Source organism: Mycobacterium sp., from assembly GCF_032162105.1.
Lineage (GTDB): Bacteria > Actinomycetota > Actinomycetes > Mycobacteriales > Mycobacteriaceae > Mycobacterium.
Map to the genome: position 1 here is coordinate 1 of NZ_JAVRPS010000261.1, position 25568 is coordinate 25568.

Genomic DNA, 25568 nt, shown 5'->3' on the forward strand with positions numbered 1-25568 from the left:
TCCGACCCGGCGGCGCGTACTACGGAGCCAAGAAGGGGCTCCGGCCGCTGTCGGTGGTGTTCGACTCCTACGCCACCGGCGACCACAGCCAGGCAGCAGTGACCGTGGTGAACCAGACTCCGCGCGACGCAACCGATCTGCGCGCCCGCGTGCGCGTCTATGACCTGCAGGGCCGCCTGCGCGACGACCGGACGTCACCCGCGCTGACAGTGGCCTCCGGTGGCGCGACGCCTGCCATGACGCTGCCAAGGATGGCCCGCGACTCGCAGGTGTTCTTCGTCCGCTGCGAGCTCCTCGGCAAGGGTGGGGACGTCATCTCCGAGAACGTCTACTGGCAGTCCCAGCGCAACGACGACGTCGGAGATCCCAACGGCGACTTCGCCTTCCAGGCGAACCAAGCCAGCTGGGCGGACATGTCGGCCCTCAACTACATGACCCGCGTCCCACTCGACGTCAGCGCGACGCGCGCCACCAACGGTGCCGGGCAGAACGTCGTCGACGTCCGGTTGCGCAACGCCACCAACCAGGTCGCCTTCTTCGAACGGGCGGAGGTCACCACGACCCGCGACGGCGACGAGATTCTGCCCATCGAGTACTCCGACAACTACGTGACCGTCTTCCCTGGTGAGACGGTCGAACTCGAGGCCGTCGTGCCCAGCCCGCTGGCCACCGCCAACTTCGTGCGCGTCACCGGGTACAACACGCCAGCGGTAGCGGTACCCATCTCGTAATCCCGGTCCTGGCGGCGCAGCCACCACGCCGTGGCGGCCAACACCATCACGAACGCCAGCAGGTAGGCCGCGGGCAGCCAGACGTCCCACGTCCCGCCTGGGCGGATCGACAACAGGCCGGTCTCGGGGGTGTCACCTGCGACGGAGACGAACCAGCCGGCGAACGTCGCCCACAACGCGCCTAGTGCGGCCAGCGACCACGTGCTGCCTGCGACGAAGGCCCGGTGCCCGAGGTGAACCAGCAACGGCGCGCACCACACCCAGTGGTGACTCCAACTGAACGGTGAAACGGCGTCCGTGGCCATGCCGACGACCGCCACACCGAGTACGCGGTGCCCCCGTCGCCACGCCACCGCCGCGATCGCCAGTGCCACCAGAGCGAGGCCGATGCCCACCGCGGTCGCCGTCCCGAGCGGCCAGTGCAGTCGGACGAACAAGCCACGCAGACTGGTGTTCGCCACCGGGTCACTCGAGATCCGCACGACGTCGTCGAATCCCCGCCGCAACCAGAAGTACGCGGAGTCCCGTGGCAGCACCGCGAACCCGGCTGCGACGGTCGCGGCGAACGTCGCGGACGCCACCAGCGCGGCGCGCCTTCGCCCGACGAACAGGAGATAGACGATGAACAGCGCCGGAGTGAGCTTGATGCCTGCGACCAGGCCGATCCCGACACCCGCCCACCTTCGCCGCTCGGGCCCCAGCAGGTCGGCCACGACGATGGCCAGAATGAGCAGGTTGACCTGTCCGAGTTGCAACGACAGCCTGATCGGCTCGAGCCACGCTACGAGACCTATGAGCAGGGCACCGAGGCTCCACAGACCGGTCGCCGCCGTCAGCCCGAGCGCGCGGAGCAGCCGCAACACCACGTACACCACCAACGCGGCGTTCACCGCCAGGCCCAGGATCTGAGCCGTCAGCGGAGTGACCAGCGCCAACGGCAGGAAGCACAACGCCGCGAACGGGCTGTAGTCGAACAGCAGGGTGCGTGGATTCCCGGTCAAACCGGTCGAGTACAGATCGTGGCCGGCAAGCACCTGGCTTGCACCGAACCGGTAGACGAGCAGGTCGACCTGTCCTGCCAGGTTCGGCCAGCGCAGATAGGCGGCCACGTACACGACGAGCGCCACGGTCAGGACAGCGGGACCGTAGACACGGGCCGCGGAGTTCAGTCGCGTCGACACTCGAGCAAAGGTACGGACGGAGACTGGACGGTTCCTGAAAGTCGGGGTTGCCGACGGCGGTGCGGTCCCCGGCGGGGAGGATGGCACGAGCAGACGTTCCGGCGAGGAGAGATCAATGACGGCATCCGACGAGCGCACCGCGCTCGCCCAGGCCACTGAGGAAGCGGGCTGGCGCCGCCGCGAGGTCGAACGCGTCGACATCTACCTGCGCGGAAAGTCACGGGTCCGGGTGATCTGGCGCGGCAACGACGCGATCAGCGGGGGATCGCGCTTTCAGGACGACGTGATGGAGCAGTACTCGCGCGATCTGAACACGGTCAAGAAATGGCTGACGTAGCCGCGTAACCCAGCCAGAAGCCCACGAACAGCACCAAGCAGCCGATGCACAACAGGTGGTCCAGGCAGATGGCGCGCGCACGCCGGGTCTGTTCGGCAGCAGATTCGGCGCGGCGGCCCAGGCGGACGGCGTTCGGCACAGTCCGCAACAGCGCGAGCAGGATCGGCACGACCGCCAGCGGCACCGAGACCACGATCAGCCACAGCGGGTCGTGACCGCTCGCCACCCGGAGTCCAAGGGTGATCAACAGAATGGCCATCACGCCCGCGACGAGGTGACTCATCGGACGCGAGGCCGTCGTGACCCGGTGGTAGTAGCCGGCGACGGACGCGATGGCCGCCTCGGGTAGCTCCGCCGCGTGCCGGTGGGCGAGCACCTGGACGTCGAACATCACGTCCATCCACAGGACCGCAAGCAGGAAGCCACTACACGCCGTGATGATCGGTATCGAGACTCCCATCGTGGGTGTCGAGATTACCTCGCGCGGACTACTCGGCCGCGGGCTCAGAGCGCCTGCGGGCGAGCATGGCCCGCAACACCGAGGCGGTGACCGGCAGCACCGACAGAAACGCGATGGCCAGAACCATCAGCTCGAGGTGGGCGCCGACGAACGGTACGCCACCCAGGAAGTATCCGACCACGGTGAGGCCGACCCCCCAACCGATTGCACCGATGACGTCGTAGGCGAGGAACACCGGATACCGCATCCCTGATGCGCCTGCGATCACCGGCGCGAAGGTTCGCACCACGCCGACGAAGTGCCCGATCACGATCGTCTTGCGGCCGTGCCTTTCGAAGAACTCGTGCGACGAGGTCAGGTAGTGCTTCTTGAAGAAGCGCGCGTCCTCCTTCTTGAACAGCGCGGGCCCCAGCCGCCATCCGATCAGGTACCCGAGCTGTCCACCGATCACAGCGGCTACCGCGGCGCACGGGGCGAGCGTCCACACGTCGATCGGCGCGTTCGGTTGCGCGGCAAGCAGTCCGGCGGTGAACAACAACGTGTCACCGGGCAGGAACGGGAACAGCAGCCCGGTCTCGATGAACACGATGAGCATCACGCCGGGGAGCACCGCAGACGCGAACGGACCGCCTGCACCCAACCAGTACATCGGGTCCATCACCTGGGGCATTGCCACGATGATGCTCGTCACGGCCGCCGAACCTAGCTTGCCGACGTTGCCAATCGCTGAACGGAGACCGACTACGGCCTGCGCGCCGTCGGATCGCCGGCGTCGTAGTGTCTTACCCGTGAGCGCACGCGCGGGCATCGTCGTCACGGGAACCGAAGTACTGACGGGGCGTGTCCAGGACCGGAACGGACCGTGGCTGGCCGACCGGCTGCTCGAACTCGGCGTCGAACTCGCCCACATCACGATCTGCGGCGACCGCCCGCAGGACATCGAGGCGCAGCTGCGCTTCCTGGCGTCGGAGGGCGTCGATCTGATCGTCACCAGCGGCGGGCTCGGCCCCACCGCCGACGACATCACCGTCGCGACGGTCGCCCGGTTCTGTGGCCGCGAAGTGGTTTTGGACACCGAACTCGAGCAGACGATCGCCGACATCCTCAAGTCGATGGTGCAGGGTCGCGCGAGCGTTGACTTCGACGCCGTGCTCGCGGCGAATCGCAAACAGGCCATGGTTCCGGTGGGCGCCGAGGTACTCACCCCGGTCGGCACCGCGCCGGGTGTCGTCGTGCCGGGCACGCCGACCGTCGTGGTGCTGCCCGGACCGCCCCGCGAACTGCAGCCGATGTGGGCGACGGCGGTGCAGACCGCAGCCGTGCAGCAGGCCATCGCGGGCCGCACGGCGTACCGGCAGGACACCATCCGGATGTTCGGCCTGCCCGAGTCGGGGCTGGCGGAGACGCTGCGGGACGCCGAGCACACCGTCAGCGGTTTCCAGCGCCTCGAGATCACGACCTGCCTGCGCCGGGGTGAGCTCGAGATCGTCACGCGATACGAACCCGACGCCGCGGACGTCTACACGGATCTGGTCGCTCTGCTGCGCGAACGCCATGGCCGCGAATTGTTCTCCACCGACGGCGCCTTCGTCGACGACCAGATCGCCGGGCTGTTGGCCGGACGCACCATCGCCACGGCAGAGTCCTGCACGGCGGGCATGATCGCGGCGCGGCTGACGGACCGGCCCGGTTCGTCCGACTACGTCGCCGGTGGCGTGGTGTCCTACTCGAACCAGGCCAAGGTCGACCTCCTCGGTGTCGACCCGGCACTGCTGGAGGCGCACGGCGCGGTGTCGGAGCCCGTCGCGGAGGCCATGGCCGCGGGCGCACTGAAGCGGTTTGGCGCGGACACCGCCGTTGCGACCACCGGGATCGCCGGTCCAGGCGGCGGAACGCCGGAGAAGCCGGTCGGAACGGTCTGCTTCAGCGTCATGCTCGCCGACGGCCGGACGCTCACCCGGACCCTGCGCATGCCCGGTAACCGATCGGATGTCCGGGAACGCTCGACGACCGTCGCGATGCACCTGCTGCGCCGCGCGCTGAGCAGCGACGCGGATTGACCTCGGTGTCGTTCTCACTCACCGACGACCAGCTCAACGCGGCCCTCGACGAGTTTCCCGTGCTGGCAGGGCAGCAGCGCAGGCTCGAGGATCTGTCCGGTGGATTGACGAACCGAAACGTCAAGGTCACCACGCCGAACGGGACGTACGTGGCGCGGTGTTCGGGCAACACGTCGGTCCTGCTCGGCATCGACCGCGATCAGGAGCACTACAACTCCCGGGCCGCAGCCGACGCCGGGGTGGGCGCACCCGTCATCGACTACCGTCCCGACCTGGGAATTCTGCTCCTCGGATACCTCAACGGGACGACATTGTCCAACAAGGACTTTCAAAGACCGGACGTCTTGACCAAGGCGGCCGCCGCGATGCGCACGCTGCATTCGGGGCAACGGTTCCGCGGCACCTTCGACATGTTCGCCAAGCAGGCCGGGTACCTGAAGGTCGTGCAGGACAACGGCTTCCGGATACCCACCGACTATCTCGACTTCGCCGATCAGTTCGAAAGCGCGCGGCGGGTGCTCGCGGCCACCGACCAGACGACCGTGCCCTGCAACAACGATCTGTTGGCGGCCAACTTCGTCGAGGACGGCGACACCATGTGGCTGATCGACTACGAATACTCCGGAAACAACGACGCGTGTTTCGAGCTGGGCAACACCTCTTGTGAATGTCAGTTGTCCGCCGATCAGCGCGAAGACCTGGTGACCGCCTACTACGGACGCCGACTGCGGCACAAGATCGCCCGCGCCCGGCTCCAGGGCATCGTCGGGATGTATGGCTGGACCTTGTGGGGCTGTATCCAGAACGGCTCAAGCCCACTGGACTTCGACTTCTGGGAATGGGGCATGGAGCGGTACGAGGGTGCCGTCGCCGAGTTCCGGGGCCCCGACTTCAACGGGTTGCTCGACGATGTGCAGGCATCGGACTAACGAAGGATAGGCATGTCAACTGGCTCTCTTCCCGCGCGCGCGCACGTCGTCATCATCGGCGGCGGCGTCATCGGAACCAGCGTGGCCTACCACCTGACCAAGCTCGGCCACACCGACGTGGTGCTGCTCGAGCAGGGGCAGTTGTCATCGGGAACCACCTGGCACGCTGCTGGTCTGGTCGGTCAGCTGCGGGCATCCGAGAGCGGCACCCGGTTGGTGCAGTACTCGACCGAGCTCTACACCGAACTGGAGCAGGAGACCGGCCTCACCGCGGGGTACAAGCAATGCGGCGGGGTGACGGTCGCGCGCACCGAGGACCGGATGATCCAGCTGCGCCGCACCGCCGCCAATGCGGCGGCGTTCGACCTTGACTGCGAACTGCTCACGCCCGCACAGGCTCTCGAGCACTACCCGGTGATGCGCGTCGACGACCTGGTTGGCGCCATCTGGCTACCCGCCGACGGCAAGGCCAACCCGACGGATCTGACCCAGGCCCTTGCCAAGGGGGCGCGGATGCGTGGCGCCAGGATCTTCGAACACACCAGGGTCGTCGACGTGGTGACCGACGGGCGAACGGTCACCGGTGTGCGCACCGACACCGGCGACATCGAGGCCGAGATCGTCGTCAACTGCGCAGGCCAGTGGGCCAAGCACGTGGGGTCGATGGCGGGCATGAACGTTCCGCTGCACTCCGCCGAGCACTTCTACGTCGTCACCGAGGCAATCGACGGGGTGCACACGGACATGCCGATCCTGCGCGACCCGGACGGCTACACCTACTTCAAGGAAGAGGTCGGCGGGTTGGTCATCGGCGGCTTCGAGCCGGAGGCCAAGCCGTGGGTGAGTCCCGACGCGATTCCCTACCCATTCGAATTCCAACTGCTGGACGAGGATTGGGATCACTTCCAGATCCTGATGGACAACGCGCTGTTGCGGATCCCCGCGTTGGAGGAGACCGGGATCAAGAAGTTCTACAACGGGCCGGAGAGCTTCACCCCTGACAACCAGTTCATCCTCGGTGAGGCACCCGGGTGCGCCAACTTCTTCGTGGCGGCCGGGTTCAACTCGGTGGGCATCGCGTCGGCGGGCGGTGCGGGACGGGCGCTGGCCGAGTGGATCGTGAACGGCTCACCGACCACCGACCTGACGAGTGTGGACGTCCGGCGCTTCGCACCGTTCAACGGCAACACCCGGTGGCTGCACGACCGGGTCGCCGAGATACTCGGACTGCACTACGAAGTGCCATGGCCCAACCGGGAAATGGCAACCGCACGACCGTTCCGCCGTTCACCGGTGCACCACCTGCTGGTCGCAGCCAATGCCAACTTCGGCAGCCGGATGGGGTGGGAGCGGGCCAATTTCTTCGCCCCACCCGACCGGGAGCCGACGATCGAATACTCCTGGGGCAAGCAGAACTGGCTGCCGTGGTCGGCGGCCGAGCAGACCGCCACCCGCACCGCGGTCACGGTGTTCGATCAGACATCGTTCTCGAAGTTCGTACTCGTCGGTCCCGACGCGAAATCGGCGCTGCAGTGGTTGTGCACCGCGGACATGGCGGTCGAGGTCGGCACGACGGTCTACAGCGGCATGCTCAACGAGCGCGGCACCTACGAGTCCGACGTCACCGTGACGCGCACCGCCGACGACGAGTACCTGATCGTCAGCAGCGCGGCCACCACCGAGCGGGACAAGGACCACATCCGCAGGAACCTGCCCGCAGGCAACCAGGCGCAACTGGTCGACGTGACGTCATCGCTCGCGGTGTTCGGCGTGATGGGCCCCCGGTCACGCGATCTGCTGGCCACCCTCACCGACATCGATCTGGGCGACGACGCCTTTCCGTTCGGCACCAGCAAGCCAATCTCGTTGGGCTACTCGACGGTTCGCGCGACCCGTATCACCTACGTCGGTGAGCTCGGCTGGGAGCTCTACGTCCCCACCGAGTTCGCAGTCGGCGTCTACGAAGACCTGATGGCGGCGGGGGCGCAGTTCGGCGTGGCTCGGGGTGGCTATTACGCGATCGAGTCGTTGCGACTCGAGAAGGGCTATCGGGCGTTCGGCCGCGAGCTGACCCCCAACGACAATCCCGTCGAGGCCGGATTGCTGTTCGCGTGCAAGCTCAAGTCCGACGTCGACTTCCTCGGCCGCGCCGCAGTGGAGAAGGCCAAGGCCGAGGGGCCAAGCCGACGGATGGTCGGATTCTCGGTCGGATCACCGGACCCCATGCTGTGGGGTGGCGAGCTGGTGGTGCGCGACGGTGTGGTCGCAGGCCAGGTGACCTCTGCGGCGTGGGGCGAGTCGACGGGGTCATGCGTCGGCCTGGCGTACGTGAGGGCCGCCGACCAGGCTCCTGTCGACGCGAAGTGGGTCCGCGAAGGCGAGTATCAGGTGAACGTCGGCGGCACGCTCTACCCGATCACCGTGTCGCTCAAGGCGATCTACGATCCGGCCAACGCCAGGATCCGCTGACCGAGAGCCGCACCGGACCGCACGCGAAGTCCACCGGGTCGAGAAGGCTGGAGGGAATCCGGAACACCCTGCCGGGGGAGCACGGCCACGGCAGTCGCTTCGCGGCGATCACCCTTCCGCCCTGCCGTGCCACGACGGTCGGTAGCCGTACCAGTTCGTCCGTCCAGGACAGCAGTCGGTGCCGGGGCGGCGCCGGATCACCCGGCCGCAGCACGCCAGGAGCGAGCCAGCGTAGCGGCGGGTCTGCGGTGATGCGCACACCGTCCGGCGGAGGCGTCCGGCCGTCCAGGTGGGCCAGCACGTGGTCGGCCACGTGCCTGCCGTCGAGCGCGGCGACGTCGGCGGTGTCGACGGGGTGCAACAGGTTCCCGACCGCGAACACACCGGGACTGCTGGTGCGCAGCGCGGTGTCGACCAGCGGGCCCCGCGTCGCAGGGTCGATGTCGAGGCCTGCCGCGCGGGCGATTTCGTTGTCGGGAATCCAATCGCCCGTGAGAACCACGCAGTCACAGTCCACGATGTGACGGGCGCCGGTGTCGAGGTCTTCGACTTCGACGGCCCGAACGGTCGAGGTGCCGATGATCCGGGCCAACCGCGTCCTGGTCGCCACCTCGAGCCCGAGCAGCGGTGATCGGCCCGCGGCGTTGAACACCGCGTACGACTCGGGTGACGGGTGGGTGGTGGTCATCAACGCGGTGGCGCAACCGGCGTGACGCAGCGTGAGAACCGCTGAGTAGCTGACCAGTTCGGCACCGATCACCACGGCGCGCCTGCCGACTTCGCGGTGTCGGAGGTGCACCAGATTCTGCAACTGGCCGGTGGTGTAGACGCCGGCGGGCCGGTCACCGGGGATCAGGCGGGCGGACCGCGGCCGCTCACGCGCGCCGGTGGCAAGGACGACGGCGCCCGCATCGACGCGTATCCGGCCGCGCGGCGAGGTGACGTCGAGTGATCGGTCGCCCGCCCAGCCGGTGACCATGCTGTCCGTGCGGATCTCGGCACCGGCGGTCATCGCACGTTCGACGAGCCTGCGCGCGTACACCGGCCCGCTCGTGACGGTCCCGGTGTCGCGCAGTCCGTAGCCGAGATGGTCACTGTGCCTGGGGATGCCGCCCGCCCGCGATTCGCGCTCCACGACCACGGTGCGCGCGCCCCGGTCGGCGAGCGCCGCGGCCGCGGTCAGGCCGGCGGGGCCACCGCCCACGATCACTACGTCGACGGCGGTCGTCATCGCCGGGTCTCCCGCTCGAAGCACTCCAATACCTCGGCGCCGCAGTAGAAGCCCTGGCAGCGGCCGTTCATCGCGCGCGTCCGCCGCCGCAGTCCGTCGACCCCGACCGGTGGGATCACCGCACGGCATGCGTCGCGGATCTCGCCCTCGGTGACCCGCTCACAGAAGCAGACGATGCGGCCGTACGCGCCGTCGGACTTGATCAACGCGTCATCCTGGTAGGGCCGCGGGAATGCCTCGCCGAGATTGGGCATGGTTGGAGCGGAGGGGAGTTCGGTCTTCGCCAGCAGGGCCAGCCCGGCGCTCTCCAGCAGGTCGCGGACGTGCTCGGCGATCGCCATGCCCGCGGTCAGCCCGGTGGACCGGATGCCGCCGACGAGCACGTAACGCCGATCGGAGTCGGCGTCGATCAGGTAGTCGCCATGGTCGATGGCGGCGCGCAACCCGGCATAGGTGGCGGTGACCTCCTCGTCGAGCAGCCGGGGGACCAGGTCTCGCCCCTTGGCGAGCAGGAACTCGAAGCCCGCGGCCGACGTGGCCGTGGCGGTACGGTCCCGTAGATCCTCGGCGGTCGGGCCGAGCATCACGTTGCCGTAGACGGTGGGGCTGACCAGGACGCCCTTGCCGATCGCGGTCGGCACCGGCAGCACGATCTTGTCCACCAGCGGCCTGGCCAGCTTGTCGTAGACGATGAGTTCGCCGCGGCGCGGGGTCACGGTGAACCGGGCGTAGCCGAACCAGTTGTCGATCAGATCGGCGGTCAGCCCCGCGGCGTTGACGACCCACCGGGCCCGCACCGGCCCACCCGTCGTGCTCAGCTCGGTGAATTCCGCACCGACGTCGATGCTTTCGACGCGACAGCCGGTGCGTAGGGCGACACCGCGGTTGACGGCATCCGTCGCGAGGGCCAGGTTCACGGTCCACGTGCACGTGATGGACTCGTCGGGCACGGTCAGTCCGCCGAGCGCGCCCGCGCCTAGGTGCGGCAGTTCGGCGTACACCGCGTCGGGGCCGATGACGTCACAGCCGTGGTAGCCGTTGGCCTCCGCCTTGACCAATAGAGCGGGCAGCGTATCGAGTTGCTCGCGATCCCAGGCCACCAGGATCGCCCCCGTGCGCTCGACGGGGATGCCGGTAACGGAAGCGAAGTCCGAGAGCAACCGGTACCCGCGACGGACCATCGCCGACTCCAGCGTGCCCGGTTTGGCGTCGAACCCGGTGTGCAGGATCGCCGTGTTCGCCTTGCTGGTGCCGTCGCCGACGTCGCCGCGGGCCTCGACCAGGGCGACGCTCAGGTGGTAGCCGCTGAGCTCACGGGCGATGGCGGAGCCGACGATGCCTGCCCCGATGACCACGACGTCGTGGGTGGTCACGGTCTCACCCCGGCGTACGTGCTGGCGGCGAGAACGCGCCACGTGGAACGGAATTCGGCAACTCGGTCGGCGTGCCACCGCGGTTCGTAGGTGCCCGAGGGAGTCCACGGCGCGACGACGTCGCGCAGCGCCTGATCGGGTCGCAGGCTCAGACGTGCCAGGGCTGCTGCACCGAGTGCGGTGGCGTGTGGCGACGGGTAGACGTCGACGGGCACGCCGAGGATGTCCGCCGTGACCTGCATCAGTACCCGCGACCGGGTCAGCCCGCCGTCGACGCGGAGGCGGTTGGGTTCATGGCCGGTGTCGGATTCGATCGCGGCGACCAACTCCGCAATCTGAGCGGCGATGCCCTGCAGGACCGCGAGCACGATGTGGCCGCGGCCGGTCGACAGGGTCATGCCAGACAGCACCGCCGACGCCTGGGGCCGCCACCACGGCGCCGCCAGCCCCGCGAGTGCGGGCACGCACATGACACCGCCCGCATCCTCGGCGGCGACGGTGTCGAGTTCGTCTGCGCCGCCGATGATCCCGACGGATTCGAGCCACCGGATCGCCGACGCGGCGGTGTACACCTGGCCGTCGATGCAGTAGGTCTCGGATCCGCCGACGCGCCAGGCCACCGAGGTGGTCAGGCCTGCACGGGAGAACACCGGGGCGACCCCGGCGTTGTCGAGCAGGAATGCTCCGGTGCCGAACGTGCACTTGGCCGTTCCCGGCTCGAAGCAACCCTCGGCGATCAGGGCCGCCTGCTGGTCGACGATGATGCCACCGACCGGCACGTCGCCGCCGAAAACCGCTGTCGAGCCGATGATCTCGTCGTTGTCGGCGATCCGGGGCATTCGCTCGCCGTCCAGACCGAACAGCGCGGTGAGTTCGTCGCTCCACCGACCGGAGCCCAGATCGACGAGCAACGACCGGCTCGCGGTGGTCGCATCGGTCACGAACTCGCCGCAAAGCCGGTGCAGCAGCCAGGTGTCCGAGGTGGTGACCACGCCACCGGTCTCGACGTTGCGCCGCAGCCACGTCATCTTGGGCGCGGAGAAGTACGGGTCCAGCACCAGGCCGGTGCGGGCCGCGAGCGCATCGGCGTGCGGGCCGAGCTCGCGGCACACGTCTTCGGCCCGGCGGTCCTGCCACCCGATCGCGGCCGTCAACGGCCGGCCCGTCGCAGGATCCCAGGCCAGGACGGTTTCGCCCTGGTTGGCCAGTGACACCGCGTCGACGGACCGGCCTGCCCGCGCAACGGCCTCACGTCCCGCCTCGACCACGGAGTTCCAGAGTTCCTCGGGGTCGACCTCGACGCCGCCTCCGTCGAGGTAGCGCGGGTGCACGTCGATCTCGGCCAGGCCGACGATGCCGTCCTCGGGGTCGACGACGATCGCCTTCGTGCCCGACGTGCCCTGATCGATCGCCAGTACCGTCACTGCGTCGAATCCCTCACCCGTCCAACCTCTCACGTCGACCGCGTAGGTGCATATACGATTCCGCCAATACCCGAGTCGCGGGCGGGAGGCTGATTCCATCACCATCTTCGAAGCCCTCGAGGCGTGGAAGGACCTGCTCGTCGCCACCGCGGGAGCGTGCGCCGCGCTGGCCGGTCTGGTGACGGTCGCGATCTCCACCAACATCGGCGAGATCCTGAAGTTCCCTTGGCTACCGTCGCGCGCGGCGACGGCGATCGGGCTCCTCGTGCTCGTGCTCGTGGTGTCGATCGCCGGCCTGATGCGGCCGCAGACCTTGGTGTGGTTCGGCATCGAGACCATCGCCTTCGCGGCGGTGACCTGGCTGATCACCGCGCGCACCGTCTGGATCAGGCTGGCGACGCGCCCCCAGCACCAGCGGCCAATCGGGCAGCTCGCGCAAGAGATCAGCCTCTATCAGTTCAGCGTGCTGCCCTTCGTGGTCGGCGGCGTGCTTCTGCTGGTGGACAACACGAACGGCATGTACTGGATCGCCGGGGGAATGATTGCCGCGGTCGTGATCTCGATGGTCAACACATGGGTGCTGCTCATCGAGGTTCTGCGGTAGGAACGGAGAGTTGATGAGATTACTGCTCGACGACCCGGACATGGACGCGCAACTCAGCCGGACCCTGATCGCCATCGCGGCCGAGGCCGCTGACATCGGTGAGGCACTGGCCACGGCGAGTCGCACGACCGCGGGCGATTACGACTCTTGGTTCACGCAGTGGTCCACGACGGCCGAGGCCGCAGGGGCACTCGCCGACGAAGCCATGAAACGCGGGCACCAGGTGACGGCCCGCCAGGCCTACCTGCGTGCGTCGGAGTACTGGCGGCAGTCGTTCTTCTTCATCCGCCACGACATCGACGACGAACGGCTCCAACGCGCGTGGCGGCAGCACCGGTCGGCATTCCGCGCGACGCTCCCGTTGCTCAACTGCCACGCGGTCGCCACCGAGATCCCGTTCGATGGCGTCACCATGACCGGCTACCTGTTCCGCCCCGTCGACGACGACACCCCACGGCCAACGGTGTTGGCGCCCTGTGGATTCGACTCGACCGCAGAAGCGGGTTACTGCGCGACCGGCTACATGGCGCTACCGCGCGGATACAACTTCTTCGTGTTCGAGGGCCCTGGCCAGGGTGGCATGCTCTTCGAGCATCGGCGGCCCTTCCGGCCGGACTTCGAGGTTCCCTTCGGGGCGGCGTTCGAATGGCTGCTCGCGCAGGACGGCGTCGACCCCGACGCGGTGGCGGTGATCGGCCGCTCGTTTGGCGGATACCTGGGACCGCGCGCCGCGGCGTTCGAACCACGGGTGGCCGCGCTGGTCGCCGACCCGGGGCAGTACGACTTCGCCTCGCGCGTCGGGGTGATGGCCAAGGGATTGGGATCCGGCAACCCGGAGGACTTCCTGGCCAGGCTGATCGCCTCCGATCCGGATCTCGATGCCCAACTGCAAACGCTTCTCGACGGCCCGCGCAACGTCGAGTGGTACGGCTCACGGATGGCGGCGATGGGCGCGACCCTGGTGGGCGACTTCATCCGCAACCAATTGACCTTCACGCTCGAGGGCGTCGCCGCCGACATCGCGTGCCCAACGCTGCTGACGGGGGGCGAGGGCGACTTCGCCTCACGGAGCCAACTTCTCTACGACCACCTGCGCTGCGAGAAGGATCTGAAGCGGTTCACCGAGGCCGAGGGTGGGGGCGGGCACTGCGAAGGCTTCGGCGCGACGCTGTTCGAGGGCTACGTCTTCGACTGGCTCGACGAGGTACTCGCCAACAGCGCGGCCGACCGTCAGGCGCCGACGGCCGCGAAGTAGCCGACGCCGCCGAATAGGCAGATCACCCCGCACAGCACCAGGGTCCCGGAGGCGAAGGGCCACGCGAGGCGGCGTCGCACCAGTTGGACGATGGTCACCACGAGTCCGACCAGCACCGTCAGCACCAGGGAGATGATGTAGATCGTCAGATCGACGGCCGAGATCGGCCACTTGGCTGGCGCGGGCGGCCAGGGCACCGTCACGTCGTCACCCCGCGTCGAGCTCGTTCCACAGATCCATCAGGTTGCCGAGGATCTCCTCGGCGCGGCCGAGGCCGGCCAGATGGCTCTCGCCGGGCAGGTGGTACAGCGCGGCGTCGGGCAGCCGGGAGACGACGTGTTGGCCGTGCTCGAACGGCACGATGTGGTCCTTGTCGCCGTGCCACCAGTGCACCGGCACCTTGACCTCGTCGAGCCGGAAGCCCCAGTCCCTCGCGAAGACGACGACGTCGGCGAACGGGGCGGACAATTGTTTGCGGCTGCCGTTGAGTAGGTCGTCGAGGAACATCGCGCTGAACTCGGGCCGCACCAGCAGCTGCCGGTCGGCCTCGGGAGAAAGCCTGGCGTACAGCTGCAGCGCGGCCGGGGCCATGGGCCGCAGCAGTTGGATCACGCCGGCCGCCGCCAGCCGCAGGGGGAGGCCGGCGAACGAGATCACTGGGGCCACCGTCGAAGCGAGCGCCATCACACCGCCGCCGATCGCATCGGGACCGACCGAAGGGGCGACGCCGCCGAGTACGCCTGCAAGGACGACGCGGTCGGGCATCGCCGCGGCACAGGCCAGCGTGTAGGGCCCGCCGCCGGAGAGCCCGATGACGGCCATCTGGTCGATGCCGAGAACGTCGGCGATGGTGCGCAGATCGTCGGCGAACGCCAGCACGTCGGGGTACTGGAACGGTGTGGACGAGCCGATTCCCGGCCGGTCGACGCCGATCAGCCGGATGTGTTTCTGCTCCGCGTAGACGCGGGCTTCGGTGGGAATCTGCCTGCGCGCGCCCGGGGTTCCGTGCAGCCAGAACACGGCACGGCCCTGCGGGTCGCCGAACTCGGCGAACCCCAGCTGACGATCGTCGCCAACGGCAACGTTGCCTTCCAGCTTGGGGCGGGCGATGGGGATCATGCCCGAAAGTGTCCCACGCGGAGTTTGCCGGTCCGACCGGCTTCGCACCCCGACTTCGGCAACCTCGTCGCGTTCGCACCGGCGCCGGCACGTCTGATGTAAGAATCATCGGAATGAATGCCGTACGCGTGGTCGTGGCCGATGACGACGTGCTGCTCCGGGAGGGGCTGGCCAGCCTGCTGGGACGATCGGGTTTCGACGTGGTCGGTCAGGCCGGCGACGCCACCGAGCTGCTGAACGCGGTCCGCGACCTACAACCCGACCTGGCCGTGGTCGACATCCGGATGCCACCGACGCACGGCACCGAGGGACTCGACGCGGCCAAGACCATCAGACGGGAGTGGCCGGAGGTCGCCATCCTGGTGCTGTCGGCGCACGTGGACGTCGATCACGCGATGGAACTGCTGGCAGGCGGCCATTCGATCGGCTACCTGCTGAAGAGCCGGGTCACCGACGTCGCGGACTTCGTCGAAACCGTGGGCCGCATCGCAGGCGGCGCGTCCGTCGTCGACCCCGCCCTGGTGGCCGAACTCGTCTCGGCGCGCAGGCGCGACGATCCGCTCGCCGTGCTCAGCGCCCGTGAGCGGGAGGTTCTGACGTTGATGGCGGAGGGCCTGTCGAACGCGGGCATCGGGCGCCGCATTTGGGTCACCGAGGGCACCGTCGAGAAGCACGTGCGGAGCATTCTGACGAAGCTGAACCTTCCCGAGACCGGTGACGACCACCGCCGCGTGCGCGCGGTGATCATGTATCTCGACTCGCTCTGAGCCGCCTCAAGCCTTGTCGCCGAGCAGATCCCGGATGGCCGCGGGGGAGAGGGCGAACTTCGGAAGGAAACCCAGGGCGGGACTCGCGGCGATCATGTCGGCGAAGTCCTGCTCGGAGTGCGTCGAGATGAGGATCACCGACGGTGCGGGCGAATCCGCGGCGTTCAGTTGGACGACCAGATCGAATCCACTCTCGACGCCGAGGTCGACGTCGACCAGGGTGATGTCGGGCTTGAGCTCCCGATATCGGGTCAGCGCCTCCACGCTGTTGGAGGCGACTCCGACAACGGAAATCCCCGCGCGCTCGAGCATGCTGGTCGCGGCGTCGCGGAAGTTTGCGCTGTCATCGACGATCAGACAACGCACGGAAAGCGTCCGGAGCACCACATTCGTTGAGTTTGGCAGATCGACCACGCGGTGACATTACTGCTAGCAGGAATCCGTCGCCGATTTCGGACCCACTACCATCCGGTGCGATGACAGAACGCCCAGAAACCACCGCCGACCAGGGTCCGCGGTCGCTGAGGAGCCGACTGCTGGCGCTGGTGCTGCGACCGGACGCCCGGCCATTGGGCTGGGGCATCGTCGTCGCGGCTGCCTTCATCGTTGGCGAGACCCTCCTGGTGTTGCAGCTGAAGACGGTGGCGCCCGAGAACGCGTTCGGTGCGGTCTTGCTGTTCGGCGTGCTGGTGATCTCCGCAGGCTGGAGCTTCGGGCTGGCGCTGGCGACCTCGGTGGCCAGCGCGCTGGTCTACCTGTACTTCCACCTCGAGGGCGGCGACAGTCCGGCGCCCGCGTTGTTCGTGTTCCTGCCGCTGGCGTTGCTGGCCAACGTGCTGGCCGGCCAGGCCCGGTTGCGCGCCGCCGAGTCGGAGCAACGACGCCGCGAGGCCGACGCGCTGGCCACGCAGCAGGCCGCGTTGCGCCGGGTGGCCACGCTCGTCGCGCGTGGCGCCGAACCCGCCGACGTCTATCCCGCCGCGGTCACCGAACTGGCCAGGGGTCTCGACATCGAGCACGTCACCCTTGCCCAGTTCGAGCCTGACCGACACATCACGATGCTGGCGGCCCACGACTCCCCGGGACGGGAGAAATTCGCAGTGGGAGAACGACTTTCGCTCGACGGTGACAGCATCGCCCTCCGAATACGCCGAACCGGAACCTCGGCCCGAATAGACGACTACGCGGACGTCGAGGGGACCGTAGCGTCCCGCCTGCGCGAGCTCGGATTGCGCTCTGGAGTGGGCGCACCGGTCACCGTCGGTGCAACCACGCGAGGGGCACTGATCATCGGCACGGCGCGTGCGGAGCCCCTGCCCGACGGAACCGAAGCGCGGATAAGCGATTTCGCCGATCTGGTGGCCACCGCGATCGCCAACGCCGAAACCCGCGCCGAACTGAAGGCGTCACGGGCCCGCATCATCACCGCAGGCGACCAGGTCCGCCGGGAAATAGAACGCGACCTGCACGACGGCGCACAGCAGCGCATCGTGTCGCTCGGCCTCGGCCTGCGTGCGCTCGAAGCGTCGATTCCCGAGGAACAGCACACCGTCCGGCTGCAACTCGACAACCTGGTCAACGGCATGGCCGATCTGTACACCGAGCTGCAGGAACTGTCCCGCGGCATCCACCCGGCGATTCTGTCCAAAGGCGGACTGGGACCGGCGATAAAGACCCTCGCTCGGCGCTCGGTCGTCCCGGTGCGGCTTGACATCGGCATCGACCGACGCCTGCCCGAATCCACCGAAGCGGCCGCCTACTACGTAATCGCCGAGGCGCTGACCAACACCGCCAAACATGCCGAGGCGTCCGAGGTCACCGTGCTGGCCTGCTTCGACGGCGACAACCTCAAGCTGGAGGTTGCCGACGACGGAATCGGTGGCGCGGTCCCCGGCGGCGGCACGGGCCTGACCGGTCTCAAGGACAGGGTCGAGGCGCTGTCGGGCTCCCTGGAGGTCGCCAGCCCGGCGGGTGGCGGGACCGTCGTCACCGCACGGATTCCGGCGCACGCCAGTTAGTGCAGGCCCGGAGCACCGTATACCGGGTAGCCGGTATCCGAAGGTGTCGGCAGCGGCAATGACTTCGGTCGCCGCGGAGAGCATCGTCTAAGCCCATGACCGTCGACGTGTACGCCTGCGGCCTCGCCCGCTCTCCGGTTCGAACCTCGCAAATCGCTGGGGCCGCCGTAGCCGCGCTGCACACCCACGCCCGGCTCACCCCCAAGCCCGGCCTCGTCGACGGACGGGGAGGCTTGAACCACCCCGACGCGAATGTGGCACTGCTCGTCTCGTCCGCCGATGCCCTGCGAGAGCCGTTGCAACAGTGCGCCGAAGCCGCGCGGTCACTACCGCTCGGGCCGGACCTCCGCGCTCGGCTCGGCGAGATCGGGCGGGCTGCCGAACGCCGAATGCGCGAGGCCACCGGCGGCGCCGACACCCACCGTGGCGCGATGCGGACGCTCGGCCTGCTGTCGGCGGGCGCCGCCGTCACCGAAGGGGCCGATTCCGTGGCGAGTTTCGCCGCGCTGGTGGCCCGCATCCCCGATCCCTGCGCTCCCGCCGGGCCACGCGACGGTGCACGCGGACCACTCGGCGAAGCGAGAGGTGGCTTCCCGCGCGTCATCCGGATCGGTTTGCCGGCGTTGCGGGCCAGCCGACGCCGCTGCGAGGCACCCGACACCGCAGCGCTCAACGCACTGATCGCCATCATGGCCAACCTGGACGACACCTGCGTCGCGCGGCGCGGCGGGCCCGGCGCTCAGCGCCTGGTGCACCGCCGTGCGACCGACATCCTGCGGGCGGGCGGCTGCGGCACCGCCGAGGGCAGGCTCGGGTTGGAGTCGTTGTGCCAGGAAGCCGACGAAATGGGACTGTCGATGGGCGGCAGTGGCGACCTGCTCGCAGCGACGTTGTTCCTGGATCTGCTCGTCCAGGCCGCCTAATGGGGTCCGCTCAGGCACCGACCCAGTTCGGCGGCAGCCTGTCGATCCACGGCTCGGCCACCTCGAGCTGGCGGGCAAGTTGCAACAGGACCGTCTCGTCGGGCGCCATCAACTGGACCCCGATCGGTAGTCCCGCCGAACTGACCGCGAGAGGCAACGAGATCGCCGCCCAGCCGGTGACATTGGCGAGCGTGGTCCAGCCGGTGGTGGCGAACTCCACGTCGAAGAACTTCCTGGTGGTGCCGCGGGGCTGATCCAACAGCGCGTAGGGCGGCGGCGGAGTGAGCAGGGTCGGCACCAGAAGCACGTCGTGGCCGGCCATCCCCGCGGCGAACCGGCGGGTCTGGGCGTGCACTGCGCCGATCGCCTCGGCGTACGCGAGGCCGGTGGTGGTGAAGCCCTCCCGGACCATCACCCAGGTGCTCGGCTCGAACTCGTCCTCGCGGGGCTCGCGGCCCAGATGCTGGGTGGCGAAGGCGTGCAGTTCGGCGTTGCTCACGGTGTGCAGGACGGCGATCGCGTCGGCGACGGCATCGGGATCGATGGTCGGGGCCGCGGTGTCGACGTGGTGCCCGAGCCCGACCAGCAACTTGGCCACCGATTCGACGGCGGCGATCACCTCCGGGTGGGTGGGCGTGCCTGGGAACGGCGAGCCGGTTGTCGTCAGGATGCGTTGCGCCGCAGGTGCTTCGGTGATGGCATCCAGGAACCGCCGCTCGGGCAGCGGCGCCGAGTAGGGGTCTCCCGGTGCGGTTCCGGTGACGACGTCGAGGAGCGCGGCACTGTCGCGGACGGTGCGGGTCAGGGCGTGCCCGTTGACCAGGCCCTCCATCCCTTGACCTGCGCCGGGCGCGAACGACGTGCGACCGCGCCGCGGCTTGAGGCCGACCAGTCCACAGCAGGACGCGGGCACCCGGATCGAACCGGTGCCGTCGCCACCCGACGCGGCGGGTACGACGCCTGCCGCCACCGCCGCGGCCGACCCACCACTGGATCCGCCAGGGGTGATGGTGGGTGACCACGGATTCACGGTGGGCCCGAACAGCGAGGGTTCGGTCGTGCAGTGGTTTCCCCACTCGGGGGTGTTGGTCTTGCCGAACACGACGAGACCCGCGCTCAGATAGCGATCGACGATCCAGGCCGTTTCGGAGGCCACGTGGGTACGCAATGCGCGCGATCCCATCGCCTCGGGCGTCCCCGCGAGCGATGCGCCGAGATCCTTGAGCAGGAACGGCACGCCCGCCAGTCGTCCGGCGCCCCCGCCGCGCAGTACGCCGGACTCGTCGAGTGCGGCGGCCTGCGCCCGGCCGCGGTCGAACAGGTCGGTGATGACGGCGTTCAGTGCGCGCCCGGCCTCGAGGCGGACGATGGCCGCATCGAGGAGTTCGGCAGCGGTGACCTCGCCGCCTGCGACGAGCCCGGCCTGTCCGATGGCGTCGAGCTTCGAGAGTTCGACGGCTGAGTTCTGGTCCATTGACACGGATCTTGCGTGGTGTCGGGGACCCAGGCAACTCGGACCCACCTGCCTGCGGTCATTGCAGCGGGATGTCGTGCCCCTGGCCGCGCTCGTCGTCCGGTCTTGGGCGGAAGTAGCGCCGGTCGGCCTCGGTGATGACGACGTCGTTGATGCTTGCCTCGCGGCGGCGCATCAGGCCGTTGTCGTCGAACTCCCACAGCTCATTGCCATAGCTGCGATACCACTGGCCCGTTCTGTCGTGCCATTCGTACTGGAATCGCACCGCCATGCGGTTGCCGCGAAATCCCCACAGGCTCTTGCGCAGAACGTAGTCGAGCTCCTTCTCCCACTTCGCGGTGAGGAACTCGACGATCTCGGCTCGCCCGGTGACGAACTGGTCGCGATTGCGCCAGACCGAGTCTGCGGTGTAGGCCAGGCTGACCCGGTGCGGGTCGCGGCTGTTCCAGGCGTCCTCGGCGGCCTGCACCTTGGTGATCGCGTCGTCCAGGTCGAACGGCGGGAGCGGCGGGCGGGGTTCATCCATCGTCAGGCCTCCTGCGGGGTGTGCGGGTGGGCGGCGCGGTCAGTTCGGGCTCGACCGCTTCTCCGGCGGCACGGGGACGCTGTCCGGCTCACCCTTCTTGTCGTGGACCCGAGTCTTGTACAGGCTGGCGGCGGTCGTGATGAGCAGCGCCACGATGATGACTCCAAGGCTGAGCAGGGTGGGGATCTCGGGCACGGGCACGGGCTCGCCGCCGTTGATGAACGGCACTTCGTTCTCGTGTAGCGCGTGCAGCACCAGCTTCACGCCGATGAACAACAGGATGAAGGCGAGCCCCTGCGAGAGGTAGACCAGACGCTTCAGCATGTCGCCAAGCAGGAAGTACAACTGCCGCAGGCCCATCAACGCGAACACGTTCGCGGTGAACACCAGGTAGGGCTCCTGGGTCAGGCCGTAGATCGCGGGGATGGAATCCAGCGCGAAGAGCAGGTCGGTGGTGCCAAGCGCGACGATCACGAGGAACATCGGCGTCATCAACCGCTCGCCGTCGGTCTTGATCCACAGCTTGAGGCCATCCCACTTGTCAGTGAGGCTCAAGTGATTGCGGGCGAACCTGACCACGAAGTTGTCCGCGTCGTCGTCGTGTTCGGTGTCGCGGGCCAGCGTGATCGCGGTGTAGACCAGGAACGCGCCGAAAATGTAGAAGACCCAGGAGAACTGGTCGATCGCCACGGCGCCCAGCGCGATGAAGATGCCGCGGAAGATCAGCGCCAGGATGATGCCGACCAGCAGCGCCTGTTGTTGGAACTTCTTGGGCACGCTGAAGCTGGCCATGATGATCAGGAAGATGAACAGGTTGTCGACGGACAGGCTGTACTCGGTGAGCCAGCCTGCGAAGAACTCCACCCCGAATTGGCTGCCGTGGAACAGCCACACCCAGACCCCGAACGCGACCGCGAGGCCGATGTAGATCGACAGCGCGGTCACGAGCTCGCGCTTCGATGGTTCGTGTGGTCGACGCCCGATCACCACGACGTCGAACAGCAGCACGGCGATCGTCACGCCGAGCGTGACGATCCATTCGATCTGGGTTACCTGCATGTAATGGGCCTCCGGACGTCGAAAAACGGCCGAGGTCTCTGCCGCCGCATGATGCGACCCGCGGAACCGGCTGCCCAATGATGGACAACGTGATGACGACGCCGCGACGAAGGAATACTCCCCTCGGCTGACAGTCTGTCAGACGGGCAGCCAGCGGCGAAACCCCGCCCCGGGGCGACGGTCTTAGTCGGACGACTTGCGTGCCTCAGGGGGGCGGTTGGCGGCGTTGGTCAGCGCCAGCGCGATCAAGACGTCGATGGCCGTGATGAACAGACCGGCCCAGTACATCCATTTGAGCGTCGGTTCCGGTTGGGCGGCAAAGTAAACGACGAGGAAGATTGGGCCCACGATGCCGCACAGGAAGACGAACGCCTGGACGCGGAGGTAGCGCCAGAATGTCGACAACGTCGGGTCTCCCGTCTCGGCGTGGGGCGAATCGAGGTAAGCATATTGTGAGCAACGTCGCAGCACCCGCGCTCGCGGCTGAGACGACCCGACCCGAGGTGACGATGAACCTGGACCTGTTGACTCCCTCCGTCGAGATCGGGCTGGTGACCACCAACCTGGAGGCGATGGTCGAGTTCTACGAGGGCTTCCTCGGGCTCGAGCCGCAGGGTGAGATCGAGTTCGCCGACGGCTCGCAGCGGCGGTATGTGCTGGGCGGCAGCGTCATCAAGCTCGTCACGTACGCCACGCCGCCGCCCCAGCCTGCGACGCCCGGCGGCGGGCATGCGCAGGCCGGACTGCGTTACTTCACGATCGGGATCAAGAACCTGCGGGACGCCGCCGCGCGGATCGAGGCTGCGGGTTACGAGATCGTCGAGCCGCCCACCGAGTTCGCTCCCGTTCCGGGAATGGGCTGGATGTTCATCGCCGATCCCGATGGCAACTCGATCGAGCTGTTCGGCACGTTGTGATGTTTCACATGACGATCGAGGACGTGTTCGCGATCCGCGGGCGTGGCACGGTCGCGACGGGTCGCGTGGAATCCGGGCGACTTCGGGTGGGTGACGAGGTACGGGTGAACGACACCATCGCGGTGACGTATTGACCGCACCGTTCCTGGTGTAGCCCGCAGGGCTGGCCTAGGCAGCGATGACGACGGTCAGTTCGTTGCCGCGGCGCTCCACCCGCAGCCCGGCCCGGCGAGCGACCGCCGCCACCCCGGCGGCGTCGGTGGGTTCGGACCGGGAACCCGCCAGCGCCCGCGCCAGCTTGCCCTTGTGGGCTTTGTTGAAGTGACTGACCACCGTCCGATGACCGTCGGAATGCTCGGAGACGACGTCGACCTCCACGGCGCCGGGCAACCGGCCCAGCGCCGCATACGACCCCGAGCGCAGGTCGACGATCAGCTCCTCGTCCGCCAACCCGGCCAGCACCGGTTCGAGCACCGGCCGCCAGCGGGCGGCCAGCGTCGGCCGACCGGGGAGCTTCGAGGTCGCCGAAAACCGGTAGGCGGGCACGGCGTCGTCCGCGCGCAGCAGCCCGAACAGTGCAGAGCCGACGGCCAGGCGCGCACGTGCACGGGAAGCCGTTGCCCCACGGAGGGATTCGACGTCGAGCGCGTCGTAGAGCACGCCGGTGTAGCGGCTGATCGCGGGCATTGTCGGCGCGCTGCGAATCGCGGCGTTGCGGTCGATCTCGCCGTCGAGCGACGCGGAGATGCCCAGCGCCTTCCTGCTCGCTGGGCGGTCGGCGGATAGCGCGATCAGTTCGTCGACGAGCTCCGCGCGCAGTGGTCCGAGTTCGGGGGAGCCCAGCGCATCGAGGCGCAGCGGCGGACCGTCGCCTCCGGCGCGCTTGGTCTCCGACGGCGGCAGAAGCACGATCACGGTGGTTGAGGCTAATGGAGGTCCTTGTCAGCCGTACGCGAGCAGTAGTGGCACCCGCTGCTCGGCGGTGGTGAGCGAGCCGTGGTGCCCGATGAGCGCGGACTCCAGTGGCTCCACTGTCCTGCGCACCATGGCGGCCGATCCGCGGGCGGCCGCGACGACGTCGCCGATGCGGGGGCGCACGTGGTCCGTGACCCGCGCACCGAACCATCCGGCCGCAATCGCCTCATCCCGGGAAACCACCCACGCCCGGTCTGCCAGCGTCGCGCGCCACGCGGCGAGCACGTCGTGGTCGGCCCCGTCCTCGACGTAGACGTGGCGTGCGCGGGCCTCCCCGCCGATCGCCTGCACGCCTTCCAGCAGCAGCGGGTGGTCGTCGACGTCCACCGCGTCCGACGACCCCGTCGCGACCATGCCGTGGTCGGCCACCACCGCGAGCAAGCCGCCCGGCGGTAGGCCGTCGACCACCGACTCCACCAGTCGGTCGACCTGCCGCAACTGCATGCGCCACGCCTCCGATCCAGGGCCGTACAGGTGTCCCAGCAAGTCGAGGTCGGCGTGGTAGCCGTAGCAGAACCCGCCGTCGGCGACCGCAGTGCGCACGCAAGAGGCCAGGTCGCCGATCGCGTGCACGCCGATATAACGGCCGCCGCGCAGCACCGCGCGGGTCAGCCCGGAGTCGGTGAACTTCGCGCCGGAGACCACGCTCACCGCGATCCCCGACGAGGCAGCACGCTCGAACGTGGTGGGGATGGGCTGCACCCGCTCGGGCTCGACGACGTCGCGAAGGTCGTCGCCCCACGGGTGCGGGCGCCAGCTCAGGGCATTCATCACTCCGGAGCCGTCTACACCGGCACCGGGAAGCCGGAAGGTGTACCCGACCATGCCGTGCTCGCCGGATTGGCGGCCGGTGCCGACGGCGGCCAATCCCGCTGCTGTGGTGGACGGGAACCCGACGCTCAACGTCTGACCGCGCAACCCGGCCAGCACCGGCGCATCCTCCGCGTGCGTGTCGAGTAGTTCCGCGCCCAAGCCGTCGATCAGGAGAACACACGCCCCGGCGATGTTGGCAGGCAGGCTGATTCGGCTCTCGAATCCGGCCGCCCCCATCGCGGTGAGCACCGCGGGCACGACGTCGCTCAGGTGGGGGAGCGCCGGATCAGGCGTCGGGAGGTTCACGACGCCGGCCTGCGATGCACCGACACGGCGTAGTCGCCCCCGGTGAACGGGTCGCGGCTCCACGTGGCCCAGCGCGCAACGGGTTGCAGGCCGGCGTCCTCGGTCAATTCGTCGTAGTGATTGAGCGACAGGCGATCCGGGCGAATCGAGAACCCGGACACCAGAAGCCCGCCTGGCAAGAGGCGCTCACCGACGCTGCGCAGCACGGCGCCCTCGGTACCCGGTGCCAGGAAGATCATCACGTTGCCTGCCAGCAACACCAGGTCGAACTCGGCGTCGACAGCGCTCGCGAGGTCAGCAAGGTCGGCTTCTACCCAGCGGAGTCCGGGCTTCTTGGCGCGGGCGGTCTGCAGCATCCCTGCGTCCAGGTCCACACCGAGCACCGTGAACCCGCGCGCCGCCAACTCGATCGTCACCCGGCCTGTGCCGCACCCTGCGTCGAGGACACGTGTCCCACCCGATTCCTGGAGCAGGGTTTCGACGAGGTCCGCCTCGCCGTGCACGTTCTGCCCCGTGGCCGCGAGCGAGCGCCACCGCGCGTCGTAGTCGTCGCCCCGCGGTGCGTCGTTGCCCTGCCAGCGGGTAGCCATCGCCGATGATTCTCCCACCCGGCCACC

General features: G+C 68.5%; 24 protein-coding genes and 4 pseudogenes. 12 read left to right on the forward strand and 16 right to left on the reverse strand.

Translation table 11 applies throughout. The annotated features are described in order from the left end of the window. Window positions 1–731: pseudogene (locus QOC69_RS13050) on the forward strand (glycoside hydrolase); the annotation flags it as partial. Window positions 732–1030: 299 nt separating this feature from the next. Here the strand turns inward: QOC69_RS13050 and QOC69_RS13055 are convergent. Then, window positions 1031–2113: pseudogene (locus tag QOC69_RS13055) on the reverse strand (glycosyltransferase 87 family protein); the annotation flags it as partial. On the opposite strand from QOC69_RS13055, the gene QOC69_RS13060 reads away from it, so the two are divergent. Then, window positions 2028–2249 carry a hypothetical protein gene (locus tag QOC69_RS13060; protein WP_526440078.1) on the forward strand — a complete coding sequence of 74 codons (222 nt, stop codon included), beginning with the start codon at window positions 2028–2030 and terminating at the stop codon, window positions 2247–2249. The pseudogene QOC69_RS13055 and the gene QOC69_RS13060 overlap by 86 nt on opposite strands. On the opposite strand, the gene QOC69_RS13065 is transcribed toward QOC69_RS13060, so the two are convergent. Both QOC69_RS13065 and QOC69_RS13070 read right to left on the reverse strand, forming a co-directional pair. Beyond that, window positions 2230–2709, reverse strand: coding sequence for a hypothetical protein (locus QOC69_RS13065; protein WP_526440080.1), 480 nt, complete (start codon window positions 2707–2709; stop codon window positions 2230–2232). The two genes, QOC69_RS13060 and QOC69_RS13065, sit on opposite strands and share 20 nt — an antisense overlap. Window positions 2710–2737: 28 nt before the next feature. After that, the gene (locus QOC69_RS13070) at window positions 2738–3400 is read right to left on the reverse strand and encodes a VTT domain-containing protein (RefSeq protein WP_526440082.1); all 663 of its coding nucleotides are present in this window, start codon (window positions 3398–3400) and stop codon (window positions 2738–2740) included. A gap of 97 nt (window positions 3401–3497) precedes the next feature. Between QOC69_RS13070 and QOC69_RS13075 the strand changes: the two genes are divergently transcribed. Genes QOC69_RS13075 through QOC69_RS13085 form a run of 3 tightly spaced genes read left to right on the forward strand, consistent with a single transcriptional unit; the run spans window position 3498 to window position 8167 of the window. Further along, entirely contained in the window at window positions 3498–4769 is a 1272-nt protein-coding gene (locus QOC69_RS13075; RefSeq protein ID WP_526440084.1) for a competence/damage-inducible protein A, read from the forward strand. 5 nt (window positions 4770–4774) lie between these two features. After that, window positions 4775–5698, forward strand: coding sequence for a choline/ethanolamine kinase family protein (locus tag QOC69_RS13080; protein ID WP_526440086.1), 924 nt, complete (start codon window positions 4775–4777; stop codon window positions 5696–5698). A 12-nt stretch (window positions 5699–5710) separates the two neighbouring features. Then, entirely contained in the window at window positions 5711–8167 is a 2457-nt protein-coding gene (locus QOC69_RS13085) for an FAD-dependent oxidoreductase (protein ID WP_526440089.1), read from the forward strand. On the opposite strand, the gene QOC69_RS13090 is transcribed toward QOC69_RS13085, so the two are convergent. From QOC69_RS13090 to QOC69_RS13100, 3 genes are read right to left on the reverse strand one after another with little or no spacing between them, the layout of a single operon-like run. Beyond that, on the reverse strand, window positions 8127–9398 hold the full coding sequence (locus QOC69_RS13090; protein ID WP_526440090.1) for an NAD(P)/FAD-dependent oxidoreductase: 1272 nt from the start codon (window positions 9396–9398) through the stop codon (window positions 8127–8129). The genes QOC69_RS13085 and QOC69_RS13090 overlap by 41 nt on opposite strands. Then, window positions 9395–10771: an NAD(P)/FAD-dependent oxidoreductase gene (locus QOC69_RS13095; RefSeq protein ID WP_526440092.1), complete on the reverse strand. Its 1377-nt coding sequence runs from the start codon at window positions 10769–10771 to the stop codon at window positions 9395–9397. Before QOC69_RS13095 ends, QOC69_RS13090 begins: the two co-directional genes overlap by 4 nt. Continuing rightward, the gene (locus QOC69_RS13100; RefSeq protein ID WP_526440146.1) at window positions 10768–12195 is read right to left on the reverse strand and encodes an FGGY family carbohydrate kinase; all 1428 of its coding nucleotides are present in this window, start codon (window positions 12193–12195) and stop codon (window positions 10768–10770) included. The genes QOC69_RS13095 and QOC69_RS13100 overlap by 4 nt, the downstream gene beginning before the upstream one ends. A 46-nt stretch (window positions 12196–12241) precedes the next feature. Here QOC69_RS13100 and QOC69_RS13105 point away from each other — a divergent pair, with 46 nt between their 5' ends. Next, window positions 12242–12799, forward strand: a complete 558-nt coding sequence (locus QOC69_RS13105; RefSeq protein WP_526440094.1) for a hypothetical protein — start codon at window positions 12242–12244, stop codon at window positions 12797–12799. A 13-nt stretch (window positions 12800–12812) separates the two neighbouring features. Beyond that, entirely contained in the window at window positions 12813–14054 is a 1242-nt protein-coding gene (locus tag QOC69_RS13110; RefSeq protein ID WP_526440096.1) for an alpha/beta hydrolase family protein, read from the forward strand. Here QOC69_RS13110 and QOC69_RS13115 read toward each other — a convergent pair. Both QOC69_RS13115 and QOC69_RS13120 read right to left on the reverse strand, forming a co-directional pair. Further along, complete coding sequence (locus QOC69_RS13115) at window positions 14030–14257, reverse strand: hypothetical protein (protein ID WP_526440098.1); 228 nt, start codon at window positions 14255–14257, stop codon at window positions 14030–14032. The genes QOC69_RS13110 and QOC69_RS13115 overlap by 25 nt on opposite strands. A 4-nt stretch (window positions 14258–14261) precedes the next feature. Beyond that, window positions 14262–15173: an alpha/beta fold hydrolase gene (locus QOC69_RS13120; RefSeq protein WP_526440100.1), complete on the reverse strand. Its 912-nt coding sequence runs from the start codon at window positions 15171–15173 to the stop codon at window positions 14262–14264. Between the two features lie 113 nt (window positions 15174–15286). Between QOC69_RS13120 and QOC69_RS13125 the strand changes: the two genes are divergently transcribed. Further along, window positions 15287–15940: a response regulator gene (locus QOC69_RS13125; RefSeq protein ID WP_526440102.1), complete on the forward strand. Its 654-nt coding sequence runs from the start codon at window positions 15287–15289 to the stop codon at window positions 15938–15940. A gap of 6 nt (window positions 15941–15946) precedes the next feature. On the opposite strand, the gene QOC69_RS13130 is transcribed toward QOC69_RS13125, so the two are convergent. Further along, entirely contained in the window at window positions 15947–16306 is a 360-nt protein-coding gene (locus QOC69_RS13130; protein ID WP_526440148.1) for a response regulator transcription factor, read from the reverse strand. A gap of 110 nt (window positions 16307–16416) precedes the next feature. On the opposite strand from QOC69_RS13130, the gene QOC69_RS13135 reads away from it, so the two are divergent. Both QOC69_RS13135 and QOC69_RS13140 read left to right on the forward strand, forming a co-directional pair. Beyond that, a complete protein-coding gene (locus tag QOC69_RS13135; protein ID WP_526440104.1) occupies window positions 16417–17958 on the forward strand; it encodes a GAF domain-containing sensor histidine kinase in 1542 nt (513 codons plus the stop codon). 95 nt (window positions 17959–18053) lie between these two features. Beyond that, on the forward strand, window positions 18054–18881 hold the full coding sequence (locus QOC69_RS13140; RefSeq protein WP_526440106.1) for a triphosphoribosyl-dephospho-CoA synthase: 828 nt from the start codon (window positions 18054–18056) through the stop codon (window positions 18879–18881). A 10-nt stretch (window positions 18882–18891) separates the two neighbouring features. Here the strand turns inward: QOC69_RS13140 and QOC69_RS13145 are convergent, their stop codons facing one another. The 4 genes and pseudogenes from QOC69_RS13145 to QOC69_RS13160 all read right to left on the reverse strand — a co-directional run. Then, window positions 18892–20355, reverse strand: coding sequence for an amidase (locus QOC69_RS13145; protein ID WP_526440108.1), 1464 nt, complete (start codon window positions 20353–20355; stop codon window positions 18892–18894). Window positions 20356–20413: 58 nt separating this feature from the next. After that, entirely contained in the window at window positions 20414–20881 is a 468-nt protein-coding gene (locus tag QOC69_RS13150) for a nuclear transport factor 2 family protein (protein ID WP_526440110.1), read from the reverse strand. A gap of 39 nt (window positions 20882–20920) precedes the next feature. Then, entirely contained in the window at window positions 20921–21940 is a 1020-nt protein-coding gene (locus QOC69_RS13155; RefSeq protein ID WP_526440112.1) for a TerC family protein, read from the reverse strand. A 213-nt stretch (window positions 21941–22153) separates the two neighbouring features. Continuing rightward, window positions 22154–22345, reverse strand: a pseudogene (locus QOC69_RS13160) (SHOCT domain-containing protein); the annotation flags it as partial. 98 nt (window positions 22346–22443) lie between these two features. On the opposite strand from QOC69_RS13160, the gene QOC69_RS13165 reads away from it, so the two are divergent. Together QOC69_RS13165 and QOC69_RS13170 are read left to right on the forward strand one after the other, a co-directional pair. Continuing rightward, the gene (locus QOC69_RS13165; RefSeq protein ID WP_526440150.1) at window positions 22444–22857 is read left to right on the forward strand and encodes a VOC family protein; all 414 of its coding nucleotides are present in this window, start codon (window positions 22444–22446) and stop codon (window positions 22855–22857) included. Continuing rightward, window positions 22857–22982: pseudogene (locus tag QOC69_RS13170) on the forward strand (EF-Tu/IF-2/RF-3 family GTPase); the annotation flags it as partial. The gene QOC69_RS13165 and the pseudogene QOC69_RS13170, both read left to right, overlap by 1 nt. A 43-nt stretch (window positions 22983–23025) precedes the next feature. Here QOC69_RS13170 and yaaA read toward each other — a convergent pair. The 3 genes from yaaA to QOC69_RS13185 are packed head-to-tail and all read right to left on the reverse strand — an operon-like array spanning window position 23026 to window position 25541. Next, window positions 23026–23772, reverse strand: coding sequence for a peroxide stress protein YaaA (gene yaaA, locus QOC69_RS13175; RefSeq protein ID WP_526440114.1), 747 nt, complete (start codon window positions 23770–23772; stop codon window positions 23026–23028). Between the two features lie 27 nt (window positions 23773–23799). Beyond that, the gene (locus QOC69_RS13180) at window positions 23800–24951 is read right to left on the reverse strand and encodes an alkaline phosphatase family protein (RefSeq protein ID WP_526440116.1); all 1152 of its coding nucleotides are present in this window, start codon (window positions 24949–24951) and stop codon (window positions 23800–23802) included. Beyond that, window positions 24948–25541, reverse strand: coding sequence for a class I SAM-dependent DNA methyltransferase (locus QOC69_RS13185; RefSeq protein ID WP_526440118.1), 594 nt, complete (start codon window positions 25539–25541; stop codon window positions 24948–24950). The genes QOC69_RS13180 and QOC69_RS13185 overlap by 4 nt, the downstream gene beginning before the upstream one ends. Window positions 25542–25568: the final 27 nt, after the last annotated feature.

What these genes read in the sequence shown, in the direction of transcription:
- QOC69_RS13060 (WP_526440078.1), top strand. Translation starts at nt 2,028, where the DNA reads ATGACGGCATCCGACGAGCGCACCGCGCTCGCCCAGGCCACTGAGGAA.
- QOC69_RS13065 (WP_526440080.1), bottom strand. Translation starts at nt 2,709, where the DNA reads ATGGGAGTCTCGATACCGATCATCACGGCGTGTAGTGGCTTCCTGCTT.
- QOC69_RS13085 (WP_526440089.1), top strand. Translation starts at nt 5,711, where the DNA reads ATGTCAACTGGCTCTCTTCCCGCGCGCGCGCACGTCGTCATCATCGGC.
- QOC69_RS13090 (WP_526440090.1), bottom strand. Translation starts at nt 9,398, where the DNA reads ATGACGACCGCCGTCGACGTAGTGATCGTGGGCGGTGGCCCCGCCGGC.
- QOC69_RS13110 (WP_526440096.1), top strand. Translation starts at nt 12,813, where the DNA reads ATGAGATTACTGCTCGACGACCCGGACATGGACGCGCAACTCAGCCGG.
- QOC69_RS13120 (WP_526440100.1), bottom strand. Translation starts at nt 15,173, where the DNA reads ATGATCCCCATCGCCCGCCCCAAGCTGGAAGGCAACGTTGCCGTTGGC.
- QOC69_RS13125 (WP_526440102.1), top strand. Translation starts at nt 15,287, where the DNA reads ATGAATGCCGTACGCGTGGTCGTGGCCGATGACGACGTGCTGCTCCGG.
- QOC69_RS13135 (WP_526440104.1), top strand. Translation starts at nt 16,417, where the DNA reads ATGACAGAACGCCCAGAAACCACCGCCGACCAGGGTCCGCGGTCGCTG.
- QOC69_RS13140 (WP_526440106.1), top strand. Translation starts at nt 18,054, where the DNA reads ATGACCGTCGACGTGTACGCCTGCGGCCTCGCCCGCTCTCCGGTTCGA.
- QOC69_RS13145 (WP_526440108.1), bottom strand. Translation starts at nt 20,355, where the DNA reads ATGGACCAGAACTCAGCCGTCGAACTCTCGAAGCTCGACGCCATCGGA.
- QOC69_RS13150 (WP_526440110.1), bottom strand. Translation starts at nt 20,881, where the DNA reads ATGGATGAACCCCGCCCGCCGCTCCCGCCGTTCGACCTGGACGACGCG.
- QOC69_RS13155 (WP_526440112.1), bottom strand. Translation starts at nt 21,940, where the DNA reads ATGCAGGTAACCCAGATCGAATGGATCGTCACGCTCGGCGTGACGATC.
- QOC69_RS13185 (WP_526440118.1), bottom strand. Translation starts at nt 25,541, where the DNA reads ATGGCTACCCGCTGGCAGGGCAACGACGCACCGCGGGGCGACGACTAC.